Genomic DNA, 23,965 nt, shown 5'->3' on the forward strand with positions numbered 1-23,965 from the left:
CAGATGACGCTCCCTCGCGCCACCTACCGCCTCCAGCTCCGGCCGGGGTTCGGCTTCGACGAGGCCGCCGCCGTGGCGACCTACCTCGCCGACCTCGGGGTGAGCCACGCCTACGTCTCCCCGTACCTGCAGGCGGCGCCGGGCAGCACCCATGGCTACGACGTGGTCGACCACTCGAGCGTCAACGAGGAGCTCGGGGGCGAGGAGGCGCACGCCCGCTTCTGCAGCGCCCTGGGCGATGTAGGCCTCGGCCAGGTGCTCGACATCGTGCCCAACCACATGGCCATCACGTCCGGCAACGCGTGGTGGACCGACGTGCTCGAGAACGGGCCGGCGAGCCGCTATGCCGGTCACTTCGACGTCGACTGGGACCCGCCCGAGGCCAAGCTCCGGAACACGGTGCTCATGCCCGTGCTCGGCGACCACTACGGCCGGGTGCTGGAGGCCGGCGAGCTGGGCCTCGAGCGGCGAGGCGGGGGGTTCTGGATCACCTACCTCGACCACGCCTTCCCGCTGGCACCGCGCTCCTACGACACGATCCTGGCGATGGCTGCCATCCGCTCGGGGTCCGACGAGATGGCGTTCCTGGCCGATGCCTTCGCCCGCCTCCCCCTGGCCACCGCCACCGCCCCCGAGCTCGTGGCCTCGCGCCACCGGGACAAGGAGGTCCTCAAGGGCTGGCTGGCCCGGCTGTGCGAGGAGCAGCCGCAGATGGCGGCGGCGGTCGACGAGGTGGTGTCGGCCGTCAAGGGGGACCCCGACCTCCTCGACGCCCTCCTCGACCGTCAGAACCACCGGCTGGCGCACTGGCGCACCGCCGGCGAGGAGCTCGACTACCGGCGGTTCTTCGACATCACCACGCTGGCGGGCCTGCGTGTGGAAGACGAGCACGTCTTCGCCGACACCCATGCCCGGGTGCTGCGCTGGCTCGCCGATGGGGTCATCGACGGCCTGCGCATCGACCACCCCGACGGCATGCGCGATCCCGAGGGCTACGTGCGCCGCCTGCGGGAGGCCGCGCCCGAGGGCTGGATCGTGGTGGAGAAGATCCTCGAGCCCGGCGAGGCGCTACCGACGACCTGGCCGGTCGACGGGACGACCGGGTACGACTTCCTGAACCGCCTCGGTGGGGTGCTGGTCGACGCCGGGGGGATCGGTCCGCTGACCGACGCCTACGCGGGCTTCACCGGCGAGGCGACGGACTACGCCGAGATCGTCCACGCCAACAAGCACCTCGTGCTTCGCGAGGTGCTGGCCGCCGACGTCAACCGCCTCACCCACCTCTTCGTGCAGGTGTGCGAGGCGCAGCGCCGCTACCGCGACTTCACCCGCAGCGAGCTGAGTGACGTCCTGGTGGAGACCATCGCCTGCGTCGGGGTGTACCGCACCTACGTGCGCCCCGATGGCAGTCGCAGTGACGCCGACGAGGTGGTCATCGCCGACGCCCTGGCGGCGGCCGCCGAGCGCAGGCCCGACCTCGACGAGGCGCTCTTCGAGCTGCTGGGCCGCCTGCTCCGGGGGCGCGCCGGTGATGCCCCCGCGGCCCTCGAGCTCATGGCCCGGTTCCAGCAGACCACCGGTCCGGTGATGGCCAAGGGCGTGGAGGACACGACCTTCTACACCTACAACCGCCTGATCGCGCTCAACGAGGTGGGCGGCGACCCGGGCCACGTTCCGGGTGACGTCAGTGGCTTCCACCGTCAGATGGCGGAGGCCCAGGAGCGCTGGCCGGCGGCCATGCTCACGTCGTCGACCCACGACACCAAGCGGAGCGAGGACGTGCGTGCCCGCATCGCTCTGCTGTCGGAGATCCCCGAGGACTTCGCCGCGGCCGTCCGGCGGTGGTCGGACGTGAACGAGCGCCACCGCAGCGGCGACCTGCCGGATCGCAACGTCGAGTGGCTGCTCTACCAGACCCTGGTGGGCGCCCACCCGCTGCCGGCCGACCGGGCGCTGGCCTACGTGGAGAAGGCCACTCGCGAGGCCAAGGTCCACACCAGCTGGACCGACCCCGACCCTTCCTACGACGAGGCCGTGCGCGCCTTCACCGAGGGCATCCTCGGCGACGAGGCCTTCACCGCCGACCTGGCCGCCTTCGTGGCGCCGCTGGTGGAGCCGGGGTGGGTCACCGCCCTCACCGCCCAGCTGGTGAAGCTCACCGCCCCGGGCGTGCCCGACGTGTACCAGGGCACCGAGCTGTGGGACCTCAGCCTCGTCGACCCCGACAACCGCCGGCCCGTGGACTACGACGTGCGCCGCCGGCTCCTACGTGAGATCGACGGGCTCGAGGCCGAGGGGATGTGGGACCGGCTCGACGAAGGTCTGCCCAAGCTGGCCCTGACCCGGGCCGCTCTCGGCGTGCGGTCCCGGCTGCGCGAGGCCTTCGGTGCCGGAGCTGCCGGGCGCTACGAGGCGCTGGTGGCCGTCGGCCCTGCCGCCGGCCACCTGCTCGGCTTCGTGCGCGGTGGTCGGGTGGCGACGCTCGCCCCCCGCCTGGTGCTCGGCCTGCGCGACCGCGGCGGTTGGGACGACACGACCACCGTCCTGCCCGAGGGCACCTGGACCGACGCGGTGACCGGCGCCGAGATGAAGGGGGGCACCGTGTCCGTCGCCGAGGCGCTGGGCAGGTTCCCCGTCGCCCTGCTGGTGCAGGGAGACGACGACGCGAACGGAGCACGATGACGACCTTCCGGGTGTGGGCGCCCTCCGCCGACCGGGTCGACCTCGACCTCGGCGGCCACCGGGTGGCGATGGAGGCGGGGGAGCGGGGCTGGTGGACGGTGGAGGTGGCCGACGCCGAGGCCGGCGCCGACTACGGCTTCTGCCTTGACGGCTCCGACCCCCTGCCGGACCCTCGGTCGTCGTGGCAGCCCGAGGGCGTGCACGGGCCGTCGCGCCTGGTCGACCATGCCTTCGCCTGGACCGACCAGTCGTGGACAGGCCTCCACCTGCCGGCGGCTGTCCTCTACGAGCTGCACGTCGGCACCTTCAGCCCCGAGGGCACCTTCGACGGCGCCATCCAGCTCCTCGACCACCTCGTCGACCTCGGTGTCAACGCGGTGGAGCTGCTCCCGGTGGCGGAGTTCTCCGGGATGCGCGGGTGGGGCTACGACGGCGTCGACCTCTACGCCCCCCACCACGCCTACGGCGGCCCCGCCGGGCTGAAGCGCTTCGTCGACGCCTGCCACAACCGGGGCCTCGGCGTGGTCCTCGACGTCGTCTACAACCACCTCGGCCCCGAGGGGAACCACCTGGGCCGGTTCGGTCCCTACTTCACCGATTTCTACGCCACGCCCTGGGGTCAGGCCGTCAACTACGACCAGGCGGGCAGCGACGAGGTCCGTCGCTTCGCCATCGACAACGCCGTGATGTGGCTGCGCGACTACCACCTCGACGGGCTGCGCCTCGACGCCGTGCAGGCCATCATCGACACCTCGGCCGTCCACGTGCTCGAGCAGATGGCGGCCGAGGTCGAGGAGCTGGCGGCCTGCGTCGGCCGGCCGCTGTTCCTCATCGGTGAGAGCGACCTGCACGACCCTCGGCTCATCGACCCCCGCGGTGCCGGCGGCCTCGGGCTCGACGCCCAGTGGAGCGACGACCTCCACCACTGCCTGCGGACCGCCATCACCGACGAACGTCGTGGCTACTACGTCGACTACCACGGCCTGGTCGACCTCGCCGCCTGCCTCGAGCGGGGCTGGCCCCATGCGGGTGATTGGTCGCCGTACCGACAGCGCACCCACGGGCGTCCCTTCGGCGACCGCCAGGGCTGGAAGCTGCTCGCCTACAGCCAGAACCACGACCAGATCGGCAATCGGGCCCAGGGTGACCGCCTCTCCCAGGTCCTGGCCCCGGACCGGCTCGCGGTGGCCGCTGCTCTGGTGCTCACCAGCCCCTTCTTGCCCATGGTCTTCCAGGGTGAGGAGTGGGGCGCCACCACGCCGTTCCAGTACTTCACCAGCCACGAGGACCCAGAGCTGGGCCGGGCCGTGAGCCAGGGTCGTCGCTCGGAGTTCTCGTCCTTCGGCTGGAAGCGGGACGAGGTCCCCGACCCGCAGGAGCCGTCCACCTTCGAGCGCTCGAAGCTCGACTGGGACGAGGTCACCCGGGCGCCTCATGCCGAGCTGCTCGAGTGGTACACCAAGCTCATCGGCTTGCGGCGCTCGTGCCCCGCCCTGTGCGACGGTCGCCTCGACCGTGTGCGTGCCACCGCGGATGTCGAGGCCGGCACGCTGGTGGTCGAGCGGGGGCCGGTCACGGTGGTCGCCAACCTGGGCTCGGCGGTGGCGGCGATCGACCTGGCCGAGGGCCGGTCGGCCGAGGTGTCGCTCGCCTCGTCCCCGGGCGTGGCCGTCACCGGCGCGAGGGTGACGCTGCCGCCGGACTCGGTCGTGGTGATGGGTGCCGGGTGAGCCAGGTCTGGTCGACTGTTTCGACCCGGGGTGTTCGACCCTTCTGCGCGGCGACCGCCTTACGTGCACCAGAGACTGGTGATGGGGACGGCCCAGATGTCGTCGCCGAGGGGAAGGACGTTGCGGCTGGCGTAGAGGACGATCCCCCGGCGGAACCGCGCCGCGTACCGCTCACGGAAGGCATCGATGCCCGACCGGGCGGCTCGGGGCACCTCGCGGGCCCGCTTGACCTCGATGGCGACGAAGCCGTTGTCGCGCTCGACAACGAGGTCCACCTCGTGGCGGCGTCGATCACGCCAGTGGAACAGGCCGTCGGCGCCCCCGATCCACTCCAGCTGGGTCGCGATCTCGTTCACGACGAAGGACTCGAGGAGCGCGCCTCGCCGGTCGTCGCCGACGCCTCCTGGATCGGGCGTGACCAGGATCGGGTCGACCATGTGGAGCTTGGGGACGGCGCGTTCGGTGTCGGTCGCCTTCATGCGCAGCCCGGGAAGACGTCGGAGCAGACGCATCTCCTCGAGCAGGTCGAGGTAACGGGCCGCTGTCCGGCGGTCGATGCCGAGGTCGGCGCCGAGGCGGCTGAGCACGAGCTCGTGCCCCGACAGGCCGGCGATGCCGTCGAGGAAGCGGACCAAACGCTGATGATCGACGGTGTGGTCCGAAGCCGACAGCGTCTCGGGAACGACGCCGCGCAGGTAGTCGCGGCGCCAGCGGCGGTGATCGGGGCTCGCGGTGACCAGGAGCGGAAACCCGGGGGTGGTCGCCTCGGCGTCGTGGCCGGATCCGTCGAGGTCGACAGACGGCAGGGCGGCGGGGTTCCCGTCGAGGAGCTCGATGAGGTTGGTCGTCGGGCGGCCGTGCCGTTCGGCTGCGTTCAGCGGTCCGAGCTCGAAGCGCGCGTAGCGGCCAGCGATCGGGTTCGTTCCAGCCATCGTGGGAAGGTCGACTCGCGTCGAGCCGGTGAGCAGGAAGTGGCCGGGTCGTCCGGCCGCGTCGACGGCGTCCTTGATCGGGGCGAGCAGCTCGGGGACCAGCTGGGCTTCGTCGATCACGGTCCCGAACGGGAGGGTTTCGACGAACAGCCGCGGCGAGGCAGCAGCGGCCGAGCGTGTGTCGGGATCGACGAGGCTGATGTAGCGCGCGTACACGCCATCGTCCACGAGGCGGCGGACCAACGTGGTCTTCCCGCATGCCCGCGGACCGACGACGACGGTGATGGGCAGCCCATGATCCGCAGCGATGCGCAGGGTCGGCGAGAGCCCGCGCTCGATCCATCTCGCCATCCCATCAGTGTACGTTTCCGCCAACTGTCGATGTCAGATTTCGCCACGACTGGATGCACAAGACCGCCGGCAGGGACGACTTCGACGAGGGCGACCGGATGAGGTTCGTCGAGGGCGCCTTCGATCGGGTCGCCGCCGCAGCTCGGGTGATCGACTCGGACGAGCTGATCGAGCGGGTCATGGCCGACGTCGGGGGAGACCCCGGTGATGCGCTGCTCCGCCACCTGGTCGAGCGAGTCGACGACGACATGCGGCAACGTCAAGTTTTGCCGGGTTCTCGCCGTGGTCGTCAGTGCGGCAGTGCTGGCGCTGCGCAACACGGCGACCCCGCAGCCATGCCGTCGGACTCATCGGAGCCGGTGGTGCTACCGTCTCGGCGCCCGGGTGCTTCCCGGGTGGTGTCACCGCAGCGAAGTCCGGTTTGAGTCCGGCGCTGTCCCGCAACTGTCGATCCCCGCCCGCGGGGACGAGCCAGGTCGCCTGCGGTGGTGCCGACGGATGACGAACCCTCGGAGGAAGGGTGGTCCGTGCGGCTCACCCCGCGCCGATCCCGCTCCCTCCGGATGAACCGGAGGATGCAGTGCACAAGTGGAATCGAACGACGTCGTTGGTGCTGGTGGCGGTCCTCGCCCTGATCGCGGCCTGCGGAGGTGATGACGCTGGTCCGGCGGCGACGGGCGACGCCGACGCCACCACCACCGCCGCCGACGGGAGCGACGTTGGCTTCCCCGTGACCGTCACCGACGACCGCGGTGAGGAGGTCACCGTGGCCGCCCGTCCCGAGCGGATCGTGTCGCTGTCGGCCACGGCCACCGAGGTGCTCTTCGCCATCGGTGCCGGTGACCAGGTTGAGGCGGTGGACGACACCTCGAACTTCCCCGAGGAGGCCCCCACAACTGGCATCTCCGGCTTCGACCCCAACGTCGAGGCCATCGCGGACCTCGACCCCGACCTGGTCGTCATCTTCTTCGATCCCGGTGACATGGCAGAGAGCCTCGAGCTGCTCGGCATCCCCGTCCTCCTGCACGACGCCGTCGACGACCTGGACGGCGCGTACGCCCAGATCGCCCAGCTCGGCGAGGTGACCGGCAACATCGACGGTGCCGCCGCCGTGGTGGCCGACATGCGGGAGCGCATCGAGGACATCGTCGCCGACCTGCCCGAGGGTGCCGAGGGCCTCACCTACTTCCACGAGCTCGACGACACGCTCTACACCGCCACCTCGGACACCTTCGTCGGGCACGTCTACGGCCTGCTCGGCCTCGAGAACGTGGCCGACGCCGCCGACGACGGCTCGAGCTACCCGCAGCTGTCGGCTGAGTACCTGGTGGAGGCCGACCCCGACCTCATCTTCCTGGCCGACGCCGCCTTTGGCGTGACGGCCGAGTCGGTGGCCGAGCGCCCCGGGTTCTCCGAGATCACGGCGGTGCGGGAGGGCAACGTCATCGAGCTGGACGAGGACATCTCGTCGCGCTGGGGTCCCCGCATCGTCGAGTTCCTTGAGGCTGTCGCTGCTGCGGTCGAGCGGGTGCCGACGGGCGCCGGGGCCTGACCATCGCCACCACCGACGTCCCGCGCGCGCCCGCCGGCGCCGAGCCGGTCCCGACCGGCGCCGGCGTCAGCGCGCCGCCGGTGGGGCGCGGTGGTGAGCGGCCTGCCCTCCCCTGGGTGCTCGCCGGCATGGCGGTGCTGGTGGCCGCCGGCGCGGCCGGCCTCGTGCTCGGCCCCGCCTCCATCGGTGCCGGGGACGTCCTGGGCGCCCTCGTGAGCCGCCTGCCACTCGTCGATCTCGACACGGGTCTCACTACCCGTCAGTCGGCGATCCTGTGGGAGCTGCGGGCGCCACGAGTGGTCCTCGGAGGTCTGGTGGGAGGGACCCTTGCCATCGCCGGCGCCACGTACCAGGGGGCCTTCCGCAACCCGCTCGCCGACCCCTACCTGCTGGGCGCCGCCGCCGGCGCCGGCCTCGGCGCCACCCTGGCCATCGCCTACGGCGGCGTCGGCAGCGCAACCCTGCTCCCCGTCGCCGCCTTCGTCGGGGCCGTGGGCGGCGTGGCCGCCGCCTACACCCTGGCCCGCACCGTCGGCGGTGCCCGGTCGTCGGCCACCTTGCTCCTCGCGGGTGTGGCGGTGGCATCGTTCCTCACCGCCGCCCAGACCTTCGTGCAGCAGCGCCACGCCGAGTCGCTGCGCCAGGTCTACGGGTGGATCCTCGGCCGCCTCGCCACGGCCGGCTGGTCCGACGTCGTCACCACGCTGCCCTACGTGGTCGGTGCCGTCGTCGTGATCCTCCTGCACCGGCGCCTGCTCGACCTGCTCCAGGTCGGTGACGACGAGGTGCGGGCCCTCGGTGCCCATCCCGAGCGCATCCGGCTGGTGGTGCTGGCCGCCGCCACCCTCGGCACCGCAGCGGTGGTGGCGGTCAGCGGGCTCATCGGATTCGTCGGGATCATCGTCCCCCACGCCGTCCGCCTGGTGGTGGGCACGGGCCACCGGCTGGTGCTCCCCCTGTCGTTCCTGGTGGGGGCGGCGTTCTTGATCCTCTGCGACGTGGGTGCCCGGACCGTGCTGGCGCCGGCGGAGCTGCCCATCGGCGTGGTCACCGCCGCGGTGGGCGCCCCCTGCTTCGCCCTCGTGCTGGCATCGGTCAAGGGAGCTCGATGAGCCTCGCTGCGCCCGTCATCGCCACGGCGGTGGCGGCGCGCGGCCTCGGCGTCTCCTACGGCGCGACCCTGGCGGTCGACGACCTCGACCTCGACGTGGCGCCGGGCGGGTGGCTGGCGATCATCGGGCCCAACGGGGCGGGCAAGACGAGCGTGCTGCGCGCCCTCGCCGGCCTGGTCGAGCACCGGGGAGAGCTGTGGGTCGGGGGCCGGCCACGTTCGGAGCTGGCCCGTCGCCAGCTTGCCCGGGTGGTGGCCTACGTTCCGCAGCGCCCGGTGGTGCCGCCGGACATGTCGGTCTTCACCTACGTGATGCTGGGTCGCACGCCGTACCACGGCTGGCTGGGGGCCGAGGGCGGCGACGACCGGCGCATCGTGGCCGACGCCCTCCACCGCCTCGACCTCGACGACCTCGCCGGCCGACCTCTGGCGGCGGTGAGCGGCGGCGAGCTGCAGCGAGCGGTGCTGGCTCGCGCCGTGGCCCAGCGGGCCGACGTGCTCCTGCTCGACGAGCCGACCAGCGCGCTCGACCTCGGCCACCAGCAGTCGGCCCTCGAGCAGGTCGACCGACTGCGCTGCGACCACGGCCTCACCATCGTCTCCACCCTCCACGACCTGACGCTCGCCGGGCAGTTCGCCGACCAGGTGGTCCTGCTCGCCAACGGGCGGGCGGTGGCGAGGGGTGCACCCGGTGACGTGCTCACCGAGGAGATCATCGCCACCCACTACGGCGCTGACGTGCGGGTCGTCACTGGGTCAGACGGCGAGGTCTGGGTGCTGCCCGTCCGTCGCTGAGCCCTGCGGCGCCCGGGTGGCCCGTCTGTCGGGTCCCCTAGCTCCGTAGGACAGACATGCACCTCCTCAGCGACCGGGTCGCCGCCGGCACCGGACCTGCCCCCACCGAACCCGGCGTGGCACGGGTCCGCCCCTACCGGGCTCTGGCCGTGGCCCTGGTGCTCGGCGCCCTTGCTGCCGTGGCCGCCGTCGCCGGGGTGGTTGCTGCGCCCCCCGCTGGCGCCCACACCTACCTGCTTGAGAGCGAGCCAGTCGACCGTGCCGAGGTCGACGAGGTGCCCGAGCGCGTGACCTTCCGCTTCGACCAGCAGGTGCGGCCGGCGTCCGACACGTCAGTGAGGGTGGTGGCCGCCGACGGCGAGGCGGTCGACACCGGCCTGGTGGTCGGCCTCCCCACCGAGGTCTCGGTCGGGTTGCTCGATGACCTCCCCGCAGGCACCTACGTGGCGACCTACCTCGTGATCATGGAGGACAGCCACCTGATGCGCGGTGGCGTGACCTTCACGGTGACGGCGGGCGCCGCGCCGCCGCCGAGGGCCGAGCGCGCAGGGAGCGCCACGGGGCCCGACCTCGTGCCGGCGGCCGGGCAGGAGACCGGGGCTCTCCTCGCCGCCTACCGGGCCGACCCCCTGGTGGAGCGAGCCGCCACCGCCGCCCGTGCCCTCGTCTACCTCGGCACCCTTCTGGCCGCCGGTGGGGCACTCTTCCTGGTGGTGGTCCTCGGTTCTGGCCGTGCGCCGTCCGTGCGCCGTCCCTCGACTCTTTCCGCCGCAGCCGCCCCCGCTCTGCTGGAGCGGGCACCGGGGACCCACGACGGTCCCCGCCGCCTGTCGGTGTCGGTGCCCGCGCCGGTCGACGTCGTGCCGTCTGGGTCGCTGCCCACGGTGGTCGTGGTCGCGGCCGTCGCCGGAGCCGTGGCCACCGTGGCCGGTCTGGTCCTGCATGCAGCCCAGGTGTCCGACCTTGGTCTCGGCGTCGTCGCCAGCCCCGTCCTCGTTGCCGACCTGGCCGGTGCCGACCTCCTCCGCAGCACGGTGGTCCGGGTGGCGGCGCTGCTCGTGACCGCCGTCGCAGTGGTGGCATGGCGCCGGGCCTCGACGTGGGCGGGTCCGGTGGCGCTGGTGGCGGCGGCCGGCGCCGTGGCCAGCTTCGCCCTCACCGGTCACACCGCGTCGTCCCAGCCATGGTGGCTGGTCGTACCGGCCTCCCTTGCGCACACGGTCGCCGCCGCGGTCTGGTTCGGCGGCCTGGTGCTCCTCGCCCTGGTGCTGCGCCGTCCCGCCACCGGTGAGGATCCCGTCGCCGCCGGTGCGGCCGTCGCCCGCTTCTCCGCGGTGACGACCGTCGCCGTGGTGATCGTCGCCGTGGCCGGCCTGGCGCTGTCCTGGGTCGAGCTGGGAGGGCTGCGTGGCCTCGCCACCACGCCCTACGGCCAGGTTCTGCTGGCCAAGGTGGCGGTGGTGGCCGCCGTCGGCGCCGTCGGCCTGGTCAACCACCGCCGTCTCGTGCCGGCGCTGCGCGACCGCCCCACGGCCGCCGCCGCCGCTCGTCTGCGCCACACGGTGCGCCTCGAGGCGCTCGGGCTGGTGGTGGCGATCGTCCTCACCGGGGTCCTGGTCAACCTGCTGCCCCCTCGGAGCAGCCCGCCGGATGTCCCGGTCGAGGCACCGGTCGTCGTGCGCCCCGGTCTGTCGGCAGCGATCCCGTCGTAGGGTCCACCATGGACCCCGATCACTCCGCCGCCCCTCAGGGTGCCGGACGCGGCGGCCGCCCGCCGGCGGTCCGCGCCGCCGCGGCGGGCCTCGTCGTGGCCGCCGTTGCCGTGGGCGTCGCCGAGCTCGCCGCCGGCGTCTTGGGCCTCCGGTCGCCCGTCGTGGCGGTCGGTGACCAGGTGGTCCTCGGCGTCCCTGAAGCGGTGAAGGCGCTAGCCATCGGGTGGTTCGGGACGGCCAACAAGGTCGCTCTCGTCGTTGGCATCCTCGTGGTCCTGGGGGCTGCGGGCGCCCTCATCGGGGTGGTGGCCGTCCGCAGCGTCGTCGTTGCCGCCGCCGGGATCGTCCTGTTCGGGGTGGTCGGTGCTGTGGCCGCCGCCGGTGGCGTGGACAGCGCCGCCGTCGACGCCGTTCCCAGCGTGGTGGGGGTCGCCGCGGGGCTGTGGGCGCTCTGGTGGCTGGTGCGTCGCCTCGTCGTCGAGCAGCGGTCGACCGACGCGGCACCGGACGCAACGGACCCCGACGGGCGTCGGCGCTTCCTCCTCGGGGCCGTTGCCCTCACCGCCGTCGCCGCCGGCGCCGGTGCGACCGGGCGCTGGCTGTCCGGGCGTGCCGACGCCGTTGCTTCCCGACTGGCCGTGGTGCTGCCCGCTGCCCGCCGTCGCCTCGCGCCCGTGCCCGTCGCCGCCTCTGTCGGGGTCGACGGCGTGTCGCCGTTGCTCACTCCCAACGACCGCTTCTACCGGATCGACACCGCTCTGGTCATCCCCCAGGTGCCGGCCGAGACGTGGGACCTCCGCATCCACGGCCTCGTCGAGCACGAGGTGACGGTCACCTACGCCGAGCTGTTGGCGCGCGACCTGGTGGAAGCCGACGTGACCCTGGCGTGCGTGTCCAACGAGGTCGGCGGCGATCTGGTGGGCACCGCCCGCTGGTTGGGCGCCCCCCTCGCCGGACTGCTCGAGGAGGCCGGTGTGGACCCGCGCGCCGACCAGCTCGTCGGGCGGTCGGAGGACGGCTGGGAGTGCGGCTTTCCGGTCAGCGCCGTGGGCGACGGGCGGACGGCGCTGGTGGCCGTCGGCATGAACGGTGAGCCGCTCCCGGTCCGTCACGGTTTCCCCGCCCGCCTCGTGGTTGCCGGTCTGTACGGGTACGTGTCGGCCACCAAGTGGCTGCGGGAGATCGAGCTGACCACCTTCGAGGACTTCACCCACTACTGGGCGCGTGGGGGGCGGGGATGGGCCGTCGAGGCACCGGTGAAGACCCAGTGCCGCATCGACACCCCTCGGCGGGGGGCCGAGGCCGGCCCCGTCGCCATCGCGGGGGTGGCCTGGGCGCCCACCACGGGTGTCCGGCGGGTGGAGGTCCAGGTCGACGACGGACCCTGGCAGGAGGCGGTGCTGGCCGATGAGCTCAGCGGTGAGACCTGGCGCCAGTGGGTCCAGCGGTGGGACGCCACCCCGGGTCGCCACACCGTCCGGGCCCGGGCCACCGACCGGACCGGCGCCACCCAGCCCGAGGAGCGGTCCGCGCCGTTTCCCGACGGTGCCACCGGTTGGCACACGATCACCGTGGAGGTGGCCGAGGGGTGAGCGGGTCGTCGGCTCGCGCTGCCACCTAACCCTGCGGCGGGAGAGCGGACGAACCGGTACGTGCCCTGCGGGGGTGCCGCCGTATCCTCGGGGCGTGACCTGTCCGTCCTGCTCGGTGTCGGTGCCCGAGGGGGCCCGGTTCTGCCCCTCCTGCGGGCACGCCCTGCTCAGCCCCTCTGACGAGCGCCGGATCGTCACGGTCCTCTTCGGCGACCTCGTGGGGTTCACCGCCCTCTCGGAGAACCGAGACCCCGAGCAGGTCAAGAACCTCGTCGACCACTGCTTCGAGCGCCTGGCCGCCGACATCACCAGCTACGGCGGCCGGGTCGACAAGATCGTGGGCGACGCCGTCGTCGCCCTCTTCGGCGCGCCCGTGGCTCACGAGGACGACGCCGAGCGAGCGGTCCGGGCCGGCCTGGCCATGCAGAAGACGCTCGCCGAGCAGGCGTCGTTCCTGCGGGCCCCGGTGGAGATGCGGGTCGGGATCAACACCGGTGAGGTGTTGGTGGGCGCCCTCCGGACCGGGGGCGACTACACGGCGATGGGCGACGTGGTGAACACCGCGAGCCGCCTGCAGACGATGGCCGAGCCCGGGCAGGTGATCGTCGGAGCGGAGACCCACGGCGCCACCCGTGACGTCTTTCGCTACATGCCGCTGGGCTCGCTCGAGGCTCGCGGACGCGACCAGCACGTCGAGGCGTGGGTCGCCGAGGAAGCCCTGACGGCGCCTGGCCGACGTCCCCGCCGCTCGACGACCCCCCTCGTGGGACGCGCGGCGGAGGTCGACTTGTTGCGCGCAGCGTTCTCCAACGCGTTCTCGACGCGCCGCCCCCACCTCGCCCTGGTGCTGGGTGAGGCCGGCATCGGCAAGAGCCGCCTGTCCGAGGCCGTCGTCTTCGACGTGGCACGGGACCACGGCGCGGGCATCCTCCTCGGCCGCAGCCTCCCGTATGGCGAGGCCAACGTCTGGTGGCCGGTCGCCGAGGCGATGCGCGCCGCCTGTGCCATCGAGCCGTCCGACGACGCGACCGTGGCCCGGGACAAGGCGCTCTCGGCGGTGTCGTCGGCGCTGCGCTGCGCGCCGGAGGAGCCCGAGGCGGTCCGCACCGTCGAGGCCCTGCTGTGGCTCATGGGCGAGGAAGGCGGCCTCGGCGACGTCGACCCCGGGCGGGCGCGCGACGAGGTGTCCCGTGCCGTCCGCACCTTCCTCGAGGGACTGGCCGCGCAGCACCCGCTGGTGTTCATCCTCTCCGACGTCCAGTGGGCCGACCAGCTCGTCCTCGACCTCATCGACCACCTGCTGGAGCGCCTGCACCGGCTGCCCCTGGTCATCCTCCTCACGGCCCGACCCGAGCTGGAGGAGCGCTGGCGACCCACCCCCGGGCGGCACAACCTCGTGGTGCTCAACCTCGACCCGCTCGGTGCCGCCGCCGCCGCCCAGCTGCTCGAGGCGCTGCTCGGCAGCGCGCCGACCGACGAGCTCGCCGCCAACCTGGTGGAGCGCAGCGGGGGCAACCCCTTCTTCCTCGAGGAGCTGGCCGCCCTGCTAACCGAGTCGGGCGCCCTGGCCGACGACGCCGACCTGCCCCAGCTGCCGGCGACGCTCCGCGGCCTCGTCGCCGCCCGCCTCGATGCGCTCAGCGGGGTGGAGCGCTCCGTCCTCGAGGACGCTGCGGTCCTGGGCCGGCGGGGACCGGTGGCCGCCCTCGAGGCCCTGAGCGCGGGTCGGGGCCAGGGGCCGGTGGGAGGTGCGCTGGTCGACCTCGTGGCGCGCGAGCTCCTCGTCGTCGAGGAGGGGCAGTGCGAGTTCGGCTCCGACATCGTCCGTGAGGTCGCCTACGGGACCCTCACCAAGGCCGAGCGTGCCCGCCGCCACGCCGCCCTGGCCGGCTGGCTCGACGGCCAGGCCGCCGAGAAGGAGCGCGCCGACGAGTTCCTCGAGGAGCTGGCCCGGCACTACGCCGCGGCCGCCGAGCTGGCGGAGGAGGTGGGCACCGTCGACGGCGTGCCGCCTGACATCATCCGGCGCGCCCTCGACGCCCTGCAGCGGGCGGCCGAGCGGGCCGAGGACCGCGAGCTGCACCTGATGTCCGAGCGCCTCTTCGACCAGCAGCTTCGCATCATCGGGAGCACGCCGGCCCCCGAGCGGCGCCACGCCCTCATCGGCCGTGCCCGCGCCCGCACCGCCCTCCGCCAGGACGAGCTCTCCCTGGCCGACCTCGTCGACGCCCTCGAGGAGGCCGCCGAGGCCGGCGACGACGTCGCCGTGGCCCGGGCCCTCACCGTGCGGGGCGACATCGAGCGCAACGCCGGCCTCTTCGACGAGTCACTCGCCACACTCGACCGCGCCGCGCACCTTTGGCGCGAGGTCGGCGACCGTCGCGGCGAGGCGGCTGCCCTTCGCCGGCTCGGCATGACGAACCTCTTCGCCGGCGAGACCGACCTGGCCGAGGAGTCGCTGCGCGAGGCCCTCAGCGCCTTCCAGGAGATCGGCGCCCGCAAGGGCATCGCCTGGGTCAACCAGAACCTGGCGTGGATCGCCTTCACCCGCGGCGACACCACCGAGGCCGATGTCCGGCTCGACGACGCGGTGGCCATGTTCACCGACATCGGCGACTTCGGCGGACGGGGCTGGGCACTCGGGCTCCGGGGCTGGGTCCGCTACGGGCAGGGACGGGCCACCGAAGCGGAGGCGCTGGCATTGCAGGTCCGCGAGGAGGCCCGCGAGCAGGGCGACCCCTGGGCGCTCGGGATGATGATGGTGCTGCTGGCGTCGGTCCGCCTCTGGCAGGGCCGGGCCGCCGAGGCCGTCGAGCAGTCGAGCGCGGCCCGCGAGCTCTTCGAGGGCATCTCCGACCGTTGGGGGCTGGCGCGCGCGGTCGGACCGCTCAGCCGGGGTCTGCTCGTCACCGGTCGCGTCGAGGAGGCCTACCGGGTCATCGAGGAGCTGGCGGCGCCGGTCCCCGGCCTCCGGCCCACCCTGGAGGAGCAGCGCTTCCCCGCGGTGCTGACCGCCGAGCTGGCGGTCCACCTCGGCGACGGCGAGCGCGCCCTGAAGGTCCTGGCCGACGTCGGGCTGCCGGGCCGGGTCGAGGGCTTCGGCGCTGCCGACATCGGGATCGGCCAGGGCGTGGCCATGGCCCAGACCGGCCGGACGGCCGACGCCGTCGCCACCCTCGCTCGGGTGGTGCCCCTGCACGAAGACGTGGGCCCCCTGGCGAACGCCCTCTGCTCGCTTGCCCTCGCTCGCGCCGCCGACGGCGACGCCGACGGGGCACGCCGTGACGCCGAGGCCACCCTGGCCCTCGAAGGGGGCACCTACCTCGACCGGGTCCTGGCCCTGCTGGCCCTCGCCCTCGCAGCGGCACGCCAGGGCGACGGGGCCGCGGCGTCGGAGGCGCTGCGACAGGCCGACGAGATCCTCGAGGGCACCGACGACGTGCTCACCCGGGCCATCGCCGCCCTCGCCCGGGCACGGGTCCTCGTCGCCCTCGGTGACGGCACCGCCAAGTCGGTCCTCGACGACGCGCGGGAACGCTTCGACTGCATCGGCGTCGACGGCCGCGGGTGGGACGAGCTGTTCCGGGCGGCCACCGGGGCCGCGGAGCCCGTCACCGGCGGCCGGGGCTCCTAACTTTCGGGGAGCTCCTGCTCGAGGGTGGCGACGTCGGCGAACAGGTCGCCGTGGTGCTCGACCCGCTCGAGCACGTCGGCGGTCTCGAACGTGAGCATCCTCGGGTCCCCGGCGGCCACGGCATCGTCCACCTCGTCCCACGTGACCGGTGTCGAGACGGTGGGGCGCTCGCGGGCCCGGAGGCTGTAGACGCACGCGGTCGTCTTGTGCCAGGAGTTCTGGCTCCAGTCGACCAGGACCTTGCCGCCGCGCCGGTCCTTGCGCTGCACGCTCACGACCTGGTCGGGCGCCTCGCGCTCGAGCAGCTGGGCGACGGTGCGGGCGAACCCCGACGTGGCCTCGTAGGTGGTGGGGGAGTTGAGCGGGAGGTAGAGCTGCATGCCCTTGGAGCCCGAGGTCTTGATCAGCGACGTCAGGCCGAAGCCCTCGAGGACCCGCTGGATCCAGAGCCCGACCTCGGCGCAGTCGAGGAGGGCAGCCGGCGCTCCGGGGTCGAGGTCGAAGACGACCATCGTCGGCGCGCGCGAGTCGACGGCGCGGGCCATGGAGGTGTGGAGCTCGAGGGCGGCGAGGTTGGCCACCCAGGTCAGCGCGGCCACGGAGTCGAGTCGGCAGAAGTCGATCGTGGCGTCCTCATCGCTGGTGACCGGATGCGTGCCGACCCAGTCGGGGCGGTGGCCGGGGCAGTTCTTCTCGTAGAACGAGCCGCCCTCCACCCCATCGGGAAAGCGTCGCAGGGTGACGGCCCGGTCGGCGAGGTGGGGGAGCAGCACCGGTGCGACGCGGGCGTAGTAGTCGATGACCTCGGCTTTGGTGGTGCCCGCCGTCGGATAGAGGACCTTGTCGAGGTTGGAGAGCGCGAGCGAGTGCCCCCCGACGTCGACCTGCACGGTGCTCGACACCGGGGCTACGCGCTCTTCTTCGCCTGCTTCTTGGCGGCCGAGCGCTTCTTGGCTGCCTTCTTCTTGGGCTCGGCCTCGTCTGCTGCGTCGTCGGCTGCCTCGTCGGCTTCCTTCTCCGGGGTCGCCGGATGACGACCCCGCGCCTCTCGGGCCTCCTTCACGCTCGCCTCGAGCGCGGCCATGAGGTCGACGACCTTGCTCGTGTCGGCGGCGGCGGGAGCTTCGACGAGGACGTCCTCACCCTCGGCCTTTCGCTCGATGAGGGCGAGCACGCGGTCGCGGTACTCGTCGCGATAGCGCTCGGGCTCGAACTCGGCCGTGAGCGACTCGATGAGCTGCTTGGCCATGGTCAGCTCGCGGTCGGAGACCTCGACGCTCCCGAGCGACTCGAGCTCGTCGATCTCGGCGGGGTCGACCAGCTCGTCGGCGTAGACCATCGTCGACAGCACCAGGGCACCGTCCTTGGCCCGCACCGCCGCCAGGTACTGCTTGGTGCGCATCACGAAACGAGCGATGCCGACCTTCTCCTGCTCCTCCATGGCCCGCACCAGGAGCGCATAGGGCTTCTCGGCCGCCTTCACCGGCGCCACGTAGTACGGGCTGTCGAAGAAGACGGGGTCGATGTCTGCGAGGTCGATGAACTCCTCGATCTCGATGGCCCTGGTGGCCTCGGGGTCGAGGCTCTCGAGCTCGGCCGGCTCCACCAGCACGTACTGGTCGGGGCCGAGCTCGTATCCCTTGACGATCTCGCCGTAGGGGACCTCGGTGCCGTCGGCCGCCGAGACCCGCTGCATCTTGACCCGGGACCCGGTGCGGGCGTCGATCTGGTGGAACGACACGCCCTTCTTCGAGACCGCGTTGTAGAGCTTGATCGGGATGTTGACCAGCCCAAAGCTGATCGAGCCGCTCCAGATCGCTCTCGCCATCGTCAGGTGCTCCTCTTCCTACGGGGTGCCGGTTCCTACGGGGTGCCGGGCCGCCCTACCCAGGGACCAGTGTCCACATCGGCCGGCGATTTGTCGATGCGGCGTCCCACAGGGCGACGGTCAGGCGGGCGGGCTGGCGCCCGCCTCGACCACCAGCAGATCGAGCAGTCGGGCGAGGAACGACGCCATCTGGTCGCGCGGTGCGGATGCCGCGGGTCGGAAGCGGCCGTCACCCGTGCCGCCGGTGAGCCCCGCCGCCGCAGCCTTGTTGATGCTGGCCTCGTGGGTGTCGCCGTCGTCGTCGGCGAAGTAGTCGATCGACGAGGTGGGCAGGGCACGGCCCGCCCGGTGGTCGTGGGCCCGGACGAGGAAGGTCGCCATCTGGGCGCGGCTCACCCGGTCGTCGGGGCGGTACCGCCCGTCGTTGCCGCCGGTGACGATCCCGACCTCGGCCAGCCGGTTGATGTTGTGCTCGTGGGGGTGCCCGTCGTCGTCGGTGAAGTGGTCCTCCGGGTTCTCCGGGAGGGTGCCGCCCGACTCGAGGATGGTGCGGGCGATGAAGGTGGCCATCTGGCCGCGCGGCACCAGGTTCGCCGGCCCGTAGATGCCGGGGCCCTGGCCTTCGGTGACCCCCCACCACTTGATGCAGTCGATGGCGTGACGGTGCACGTTGCCGGGGTCGACGTCGGTGAACCCGCCCGGCGGCACCTCCCCCGGCGGGCAGGCGGCGGTCGTGGTCCGAGCCTCGGCCAGGGTGAGGATGGTGCCGGTGCGGGCGGCGTTGCGTCGGAACTGGGGCCAGGCGAGGCGGCCGACCTCGCCCGCCGCCGGCAGCTCGTAGCGCTGGACGACGCCGTCCCCGCTACGGAACCCAGCCACCACGATGTCGAGGTGACCGTTGCCGTCGAGGTCGGCGACGAGGGGGGTGTTCTGGAAGCCGATGCCGTGCCCTTCAGCCAGGGCGAAGAGCCGGTGGCCGCCCCGGCCGGTGTAGGCGAAGACGGCGCCTCCCGTCGGCACCAGGAGGTCCTGGGCCCCGTCGCCGTTGAGGTCGGCGGTGGCGATCTGGCCGAGCACCACCCCGCCGCCCGAGGCGCGGGGATAGCCGGGGAGCGCCTGGCCGGCGCCGTTCCAGGCGTAGACCGAACCGCCGGCGCCTCGGCCATGACTGCTGCCAAAGGTGCCGATGGCCACGTCGAGACGACCGTCGCCGGTGAGGTCTGCCAGGGTGGGCGAGGCGTTGGTCACCCCGTCGGTCACCTTGGGCCAGCCGGGCTTCAGCTGGCCGTCCAGCTCGAGGGCCCAGACCTTCACCGAGTCGGCACCGCCCCAGTAGTCACCACCGCCGAAGACGATGTCGGGCCGGCCGTCACCGTCGATGTCGCCGATGGAGGGCGCTCCCCGGATGATGTCGTCGACGCGGAAGCGCCAGATCTCGCCCCCCGCGCCGGTCAGCGCCCAGAGGTGGCCACCCTGGTGGTCGATGTGAGCCCCGGGGCCCGGGCTGGAATCGGCGCCGATGACGATGTCGTTGCGGCCGTTGCCGGTGATGTCGATGAGGGCGGGGGAGGAGAACACGGTGTCGTCGGTGTAGAAGGGGAAGCCCGGCAGCCGGACACCGTGCAGGTCGACAGCGTGGACGCTCTCCAAGCCGAGCGATCCCACCACGGCGTCGAGCTGCCCATCGCCGGTCACGTCGCCGAGCGCGGGGGTGGAGTGGATGGAAGGGCTCGGGAACACGCGGTCGGATGCCGAGTAGCGCCAGCGGACGTGGCCGTCGGCGCGGAAGGAGAAGAGCCCTCCGCCGGACGTGCCGTCGGTGCCGCTGCCGATGTGGACCTCGGGGCGTCCGTTGCGGGTGGTGTCGACGAGCGCAGCTGACGAGTTGATCGGGTGGCCGGTGGGCTGCGGCCACCCCGGGGTGAGGCCGCCGTCGCTCGCGCGCAGGGCGTTGACCCGGCCGTCGTGGCTGCCGACGACGATGTCGGGACGACCGTCGCCGTCGAGGTCGGCGACGCCCGGTGACGACTCCCGGACCAGGCCGATGGTGCGCTCCCACCGCAGCGTGGGTCCGCCGTGCTGCGTGGCGGCGATGGGTGCCAGGGGGGCGAGGCCGGCGAGGGTGATGCCGGCGACGAGCGCCACGAGAGCCCGACGAGTGTGGGGGGACGGTTGCTGCATCGCTCGATCATCGCCGATCCCGGACCGGATCCGGGCGCGGGAGCCGACGAGGCTCAGTCCGTGCCGGGCTGGACCAGGGCGCGCACGCGCTCGAGGGTCTCCGAGATGGACGACTGCGTGGTGAACCCGGCCATGAACGGGTGGCCACCGCCGCCGAGCGCAGTGGCGACCTCGCCGACGTCGACTCCGCCGAGGGAGCGGAGCGAGACCCGCAACCCTTCCGACGGCGCCTCCTTCAGTGCCACCACGACCTCGGCCTCGGCTGTGCGGCGCAGCAGGTCGATGAAGCCCTCCGTTTCGTCGAAGCCGACGCCGTGCTCGCGCAGCTCCTCGGCGGTGAGCCACGCGGCCACGAGGTGGTTCCCTTCGTCGAGCTGGGCACGGGCAAGGGCGAGGCCCGCCAGGCGGACGTAGGCGAAGCGGTGCTTCTCGAACAGCTCGCGGGTGAGATCGGCGAGCGGGAGGTCGAACTCGGCGAGCTCCTCGGCCAGCACGAAGACGTCGGGCGTGGTGTTGGGGTACTGGAACCGGCCCGTGTCGGTGAGCAGGCCGACGTAGAGGTTGAGGGCGGCGTCGCGGGTGAGGGGCCAGCCGAGGGCGGAGGCCAGGCGCCGGACGACCACGGCGGTGGCGGCGGCGTCGGTCTGGACCACGTTGACGGAGCCGAAGCGCGTGTTGTCGTCGTGGTGGTCGAGCACCAGCACCTCGCTCGCCGCGGCGATCGACGGCGCCAGGTCGCCCATGCGCCCGACGTTGCCGACGTCGAAGGTGACCAGCAGGTCAGGGTCGGCCGGGAAGCGCCCGGGCGGGGTGAGGCGGTCGAGGCCCGGGAGGAAGCGGTAGTGCGGCGCCACGGAGAACGGGCTCGGGAACGACGACACGGGACGGCGTCCCTGCGACTCGCAGAGCAGGTGCATCGCCAGCAGCGAGCCGAGGGCGTCGCCGTCGGGGTGGACGTGGCAGGCGAGAGCAGGCACCTCGGCAGCCTCGAGGAGGGCCACCGCGCGCTCGAACTCGGCGTCATGGCCGCTCATGTCTGGTGCACCGGCCGCTCCCCTCCTGGCGGTGAGCCCTTGCTAGCACGGACCGCGCCACGAGGGGCGAGGATCGCCACCGATCCCCGCCCCTCCCTGTCCGGGTGTCAGTCCCGGGGTGTCGGGACGACCACCACCGGGCAGGTGGCATGGCGGGCGACCTGCTGGCTGACCGACCCGAGGAGGAGGCCGGTGAAACCGCCCAGTCCCCGGGAGCCGACCACGACGAGGTCCGCCTCCTCGGCGGCGTCGAGCAGCGCCGACGCGGCCGATCCGTGTACGACCCGCTGGTGGACCGGTGCCGGGAGCCCGGAGGTGTCCTGGTCGGCCAGCGCGGTGTCGATGACCCCGAAGGCGGTCTTCTCGAAGAGCTCGGAGTCGAGGGAGCCCACCACCCATGGCGAACCCCCGATGTAGGGCATGTGCCAGGCGTGGAGGACGGTGACCGTGGCGTTGCGTCGGCGGCCCTCCTCGAGCGCCCACCGCAGCGCTGGCGCGGCGTCCTCCGACCCATCGGTGCCCACCACGATCCGATTTCGTGGGGCGTGGTCGCCGGCCTGCGGACGGATGATCGCCAGGGGGCCGGTGGCGTGGTGCAGGCAGTGCTGGCTCACCGAGCCGAGGAGCATGCCCTTGAAGCCGCCGAGCCCTCGGGCGCCCACCACCAGGAGGTCGGCGCCCTCGGCTGCGTCCAGGAGGCCCCGGGCGGTGACGTCGCTCACCTCGTGGCGCTCTACGCCGGCGGCGTCCTCGGCCCCGAGTACCCGCTCGAGGAACGTGTCCAGCGTGGCGCGAGCATTCTCTTCGTCGTAGTCCACGTCGAAGTCGGCGTCGGGGTCGGCGTGCAGCTGGCCCAGGTACGACCACGCCATCACGGCGGTGAGGGTGGCGTCGTGCAGCGCCGCCTCCCGGTGCGCCCAACGGAGGGCGTCAGCTGCGCCAGGGGATCCTTCGAAGCCGATCACGATGGTTCTCATGGGGCCAGTGTGGCCCCCCTCACCCCTCGTCGTCAGGGTCGCCGGTCATGAGGGGCCGGGGTCGAAGGTCCCTGCCGCCGGTCAGCTCCCGTCGTCCGCCGGGCGCCAGCAGGTGGCGAGGAGCAGGGCGGCGCCGCCGGCGCCGGCGCCGGCACCGATCGCCAGGTTGGCCCAGCTCGGCCGGTCGAACAGGCCGAGGAGGTGGTCGAGCGACCAGCTCCCGGCGCCGAGCGTTGCCACCACCAGGCCGCAGACCGTGAGGACCATCACGTACTCCCAGCCCTCGCCCGGTCGGAAGATGAAGAACCCGTTGCCCCGGTGGTTGGTGACCCAGGCCACCAGCATCACGCCGACGACGGCGGCGCCGGCGAGGGGAGTGAGGAGGCCGGCGACGAGCAGCGCCCCCCCGACCACCTCGGTGATGCTGGCCAGCCAGGCGTGGATGATGCCCGGGCGCATGCCGAGGCTCTCGAACCAGCGGGCCGTCCCGGCGATCCGTCCCCCGCCGATGATGTGGTTGACGCCGTGGGCGAGGAGGACGACGCCGAGGACGACCCGCAGCAGCAGGAGGGCGAGATCGGCGGCGGCGGCATCCATGGGCCCCACTCTCCCACGGGCGCGGGTGGTCCGTTCGGACGGGGTCCGCGTGGGGCCGCGAGAGGGACGAATCGCCGCAGGAAGGGCCATTTTGCCAGTTGTGCCGGGTCCTCAGGTGTGGTTCAACTGGACCATGGGTCTCCTGGTCCGGGCGGGTGTTCGCTGGTGGTTGTGCGCCGGGGCCCCCGTGCGAGCGCCGGCGGTCGCTGCGCTGCAGGCGGGAGGCGGGGGATGAGCGAGTACGTCACGGTGCGCCTGTTCGGCGAGGCGGTGATCGTCATCGTGCGCGGTCCCGTCGATGCGAACGGTGTGGTGGCGGCCGTCGGTCAGCTGGCCCCCCTCGCACCCGACGGGACCTTGATCCTCGACCTCACCGAGGCGACCCTGGTGTCGCCGGCTCCCGTGCGCGAGCTGCTCGGGGGCCTCCTCTCGTCTCGTCCCAGCGATCGCCTCCTCGTCGTCTGCCGTCGCCGGACGTCTCTCCAGATCCTGAGGCGCTGGTGCCGTGCCCACCCGCTGCAGATCTGCCCGACCATCGAGGATGCCCTCCGCCGGATGCGCGCCGTCGACGTCCCCGCCGGGCCGAGCGATCTCGCCTGGTTGCACGACGGCTTCAGGATCGAGGTCGACGTCGATGCCGACGGGGGCGGGGTGGTGCTCCGGCTGGCAGGGGAGCTCGACATCGCCACCGCGCCGCAGCTCTCCGCCGCCCTCGCCGAGCTGCGCCGGGTGGGAGTCGACCACGTCGTGGTCGACCTCTCCGGGCTGGCGTTCCTCGACGTCCGCGGCGTCGGCGTCCTGGTCGACCACCACTGGCAGACCGTCGACCGCGGGGGGTCCCTGCGGCTGGAGGGCGCGCAGGGGCCCGTGCGCCGGGTGTTGATCACGGTGCCTCTCGCCGCAGGCATCGACCTCGTCGGCGAGGTCGGCATCCGGGACAAGTTGGCGGCATCGCTCCGGGAGGAACGATGACCTACAGCGAGGCCCAGGTGACCGCGGCGAACACCGCGATCGACAAGGGCACCGCCGGCCCGTCGGCGGGACATCGCTGAGGTGGGGGAGACGGAGTGCCCCAGCCGGGGCGCCCTGTAATCCCAACTCGGTGCGCTTCGCGTCCTTGACGGGGCTCGACTTGATGCAAGAAGAACCGGCAGCAAGCGGGGCGGCTGCGACGGTGCCACGCTGTTGCCGATGGGAGCGTTCACGAGCCAGACGGCCCTCGTCACTGGTGCAGCTTCGGGAATCGGTGCCGCCCTG

17 protein-coding genes are annotated in these 23,965 nt (G+C 72.9%); 10 read left to right on the forward strand and 7 right to left on the reverse strand.

The window, feature by feature from the left end; translation table 11 throughout:
* Positions 1–3 precede the first annotated feature (3 nt).
* A complete protein-coding gene (gene treY / locus VMN58_05565; protein ID HUF32660.1) occupies positions 4–2,682 on the forward strand; it encodes a malto-oligosyltrehalose synthase in 2,679 nt (892 codons plus the stop codon).
* Positions 2,679–4,412 carry a malto-oligosyltrehalose trehalohydrolase gene (gene treZ / locus VMN58_05570; GenBank protein ID HUF32661.1) on the forward strand — a complete coding sequence of 578 codons (1,734 nt, stop codon included), beginning with the start codon at positions 2,679–2,681 and terminating at the stop codon, positions 4,410–4,412. Before treY ends, treZ begins: the two co-directional genes overlap by 4 nt.
* Positions 4,413–4,471: 59 nt before the next feature.
* Here the strand turns inward: treZ and VMN58_05575 are convergent, their stop codons facing one another.
* A complete protein-coding gene (locus VMN58_05575; GenBank protein HUF32662.1) occupies positions 4,472–5,695 on the reverse strand; it encodes an AAA family ATPase in 1,224 nt (407 codons plus the stop codon).
* 53 nt (positions 5,696–5,748) lie between these two features.
* Between VMN58_05575 and VMN58_05580 the strand changes: the two genes are divergently transcribed.
* The 7 genes from VMN58_05580 (at position 5,749) to VMN58_05610 (ending at position 16,091) form a co-directional block, all read left to right on the forward strand.
* The gene (locus VMN58_05580; protein ID HUF32663.1) at positions 5,749–6,120 is read left to right on the forward strand and encodes a hypothetical protein; all 372 of its coding nucleotides are present in this window, start codon (positions 5,749–5,751) and stop codon (positions 6,118–6,120) included.
* Positions 6,121–6,275: 155 nt separating this feature from the next.
* Positions 6,276–7,247: an ABC transporter substrate-binding protein gene (locus VMN58_05585; GenBank protein HUF32664.1), complete on the forward strand. Its 972-nt coding sequence runs from the start codon at positions 6,276–6,278 to the stop codon at positions 7,245–7,247.
* Between the two features lie 116 nt (positions 7,248–7,363).
* Complete coding sequence (locus VMN58_05590; protein HUF32665.1) at positions 7,364–8,359, forward strand: iron ABC transporter permease; 996 nt, start codon at positions 7,364–7,366, stop codon at positions 8,357–8,359.
* The gene (locus tag VMN58_05595; GenBank protein HUF32666.1) at positions 8,356–9,153 is read left to right on the forward strand and encodes an ABC transporter ATP-binding protein; all 798 of its coding nucleotides are present in this window, start codon (positions 8,356–8,358) and stop codon (positions 9,151–9,153) included. The genes VMN58_05590 and VMN58_05595 overlap by 4 nt, the downstream gene beginning before the upstream one ends.
* Before the next feature lie 56 nt (positions 9,154–9,209).
* A complete protein-coding gene (locus VMN58_05600) occupies positions 9,210–10,865 on the forward strand; it encodes a CopD family protein (GenBank protein ID HUF32667.1) in 1,656 nt (551 codons plus the stop codon).
* Positions 10,866–10,873: 8 nt separating this feature from the next.
* Complete coding sequence (locus tag VMN58_05605) at positions 10,874–12,457, forward strand: molybdopterin-dependent oxidoreductase (GenBank protein ID HUF32668.1); 1,584 nt, start codon at positions 10,874–10,876, stop codon at positions 12,455–12,457.
* A gap of 94 nt (positions 12,458–12,551) precedes the next feature.
* Entirely contained in the window at positions 12,552–16,091 is a 3,540-nt protein-coding gene (locus tag VMN58_05610; protein HUF32669.1) for an adenylate/guanylate cyclase domain-containing protein, read from the forward strand.
* On the opposite strand, the gene ligD is transcribed toward VMN58_05610, so the two are convergent.
* From ligD to VMN58_05640, 6 genes are all read right to left on the reverse strand, one after another.
* Positions 16,088–16,993 carry a non-homologous end-joining DNA ligase gene (gene ligD / locus VMN58_05615; protein HUF32670.1) on the reverse strand — a complete coding sequence of 302 codons (906 nt, stop codon included), beginning with the start codon at positions 16,991–16,993 and terminating at the stop codon, positions 16,088–16,090. The genes VMN58_05610 and ligD overlap by 4 nt on opposite strands.
* A gap of 5 nt (positions 16,994–16,998) precedes the next feature.
* The gene (locus VMN58_05620; GenBank protein ID HUF32671.1) at positions 16,999–17,919 is read right to left on the reverse strand and encodes a Ku protein; all 921 of its coding nucleotides are present in this window, start codon (positions 17,917–17,919) and stop codon (positions 16,999–17,001) included.
* Between the two features lie 120 nt (positions 17,920–18,039).
* Positions 18,040–20,100, reverse strand: a complete 2,061-nt coding sequence (locus VMN58_05625) for an FG-GAP-like repeat-containing protein (protein ID HUF32672.1) — start codon at positions 20,098–20,100, stop codon at positions 18,040–18,042.
* A 53-nt stretch (positions 20,101–20,153) separates the two neighbouring features.
* Positions 20,154–21,134 carry a bifunctional oligoribonuclease/PAP phosphatase NrnA gene (locus VMN58_05630; GenBank protein HUF32673.1) on the reverse strand — a complete coding sequence of 327 codons (981 nt, stop codon included), beginning with the start codon at positions 21,132–21,134 and terminating at the stop codon, positions 20,154–20,156.
* 107 nt (positions 21,135–21,241) lie between these two features.
* Entirely contained in the window at positions 21,242–22,111 is an 870-nt protein-coding gene (locus VMN58_05635) for a universal stress protein (GenBank protein ID HUF32674.1), read from the reverse strand.
* Positions 22,112–22,192: 81 nt separating this feature from the next.
* Positions 22,193–22,708 carry a DoxX family protein gene (locus tag VMN58_05640; GenBank protein ID HUF32675.1) on the reverse strand — a complete coding sequence of 172 codons (516 nt, stop codon included), beginning with the start codon at positions 22,706–22,708 and terminating at the stop codon, positions 22,193–22,195.
* A gap of 231 nt (positions 22,709–22,939) precedes the next feature.
* On the opposite strand from VMN58_05640, the gene VMN58_05645 reads away from it, so the two are divergent.
* Positions 22,940–23,680, forward strand: a complete 741-nt coding sequence (locus VMN58_05645) for an STAS domain-containing protein (protein HUF32676.1) — start codon at positions 22,940–22,942, stop codon at positions 23,678–23,680.
* Positions 23,681–23,965: the final 285 nt, after the last annotated feature.

The organism is Acidimicrobiales bacterium, from assembly GCA_035512495.1.
Classification (GTDB): Bacteria; Actinomycetota; Acidimicrobiia; order Acidimicrobiales; family CADCSY01; genus DATKDW01.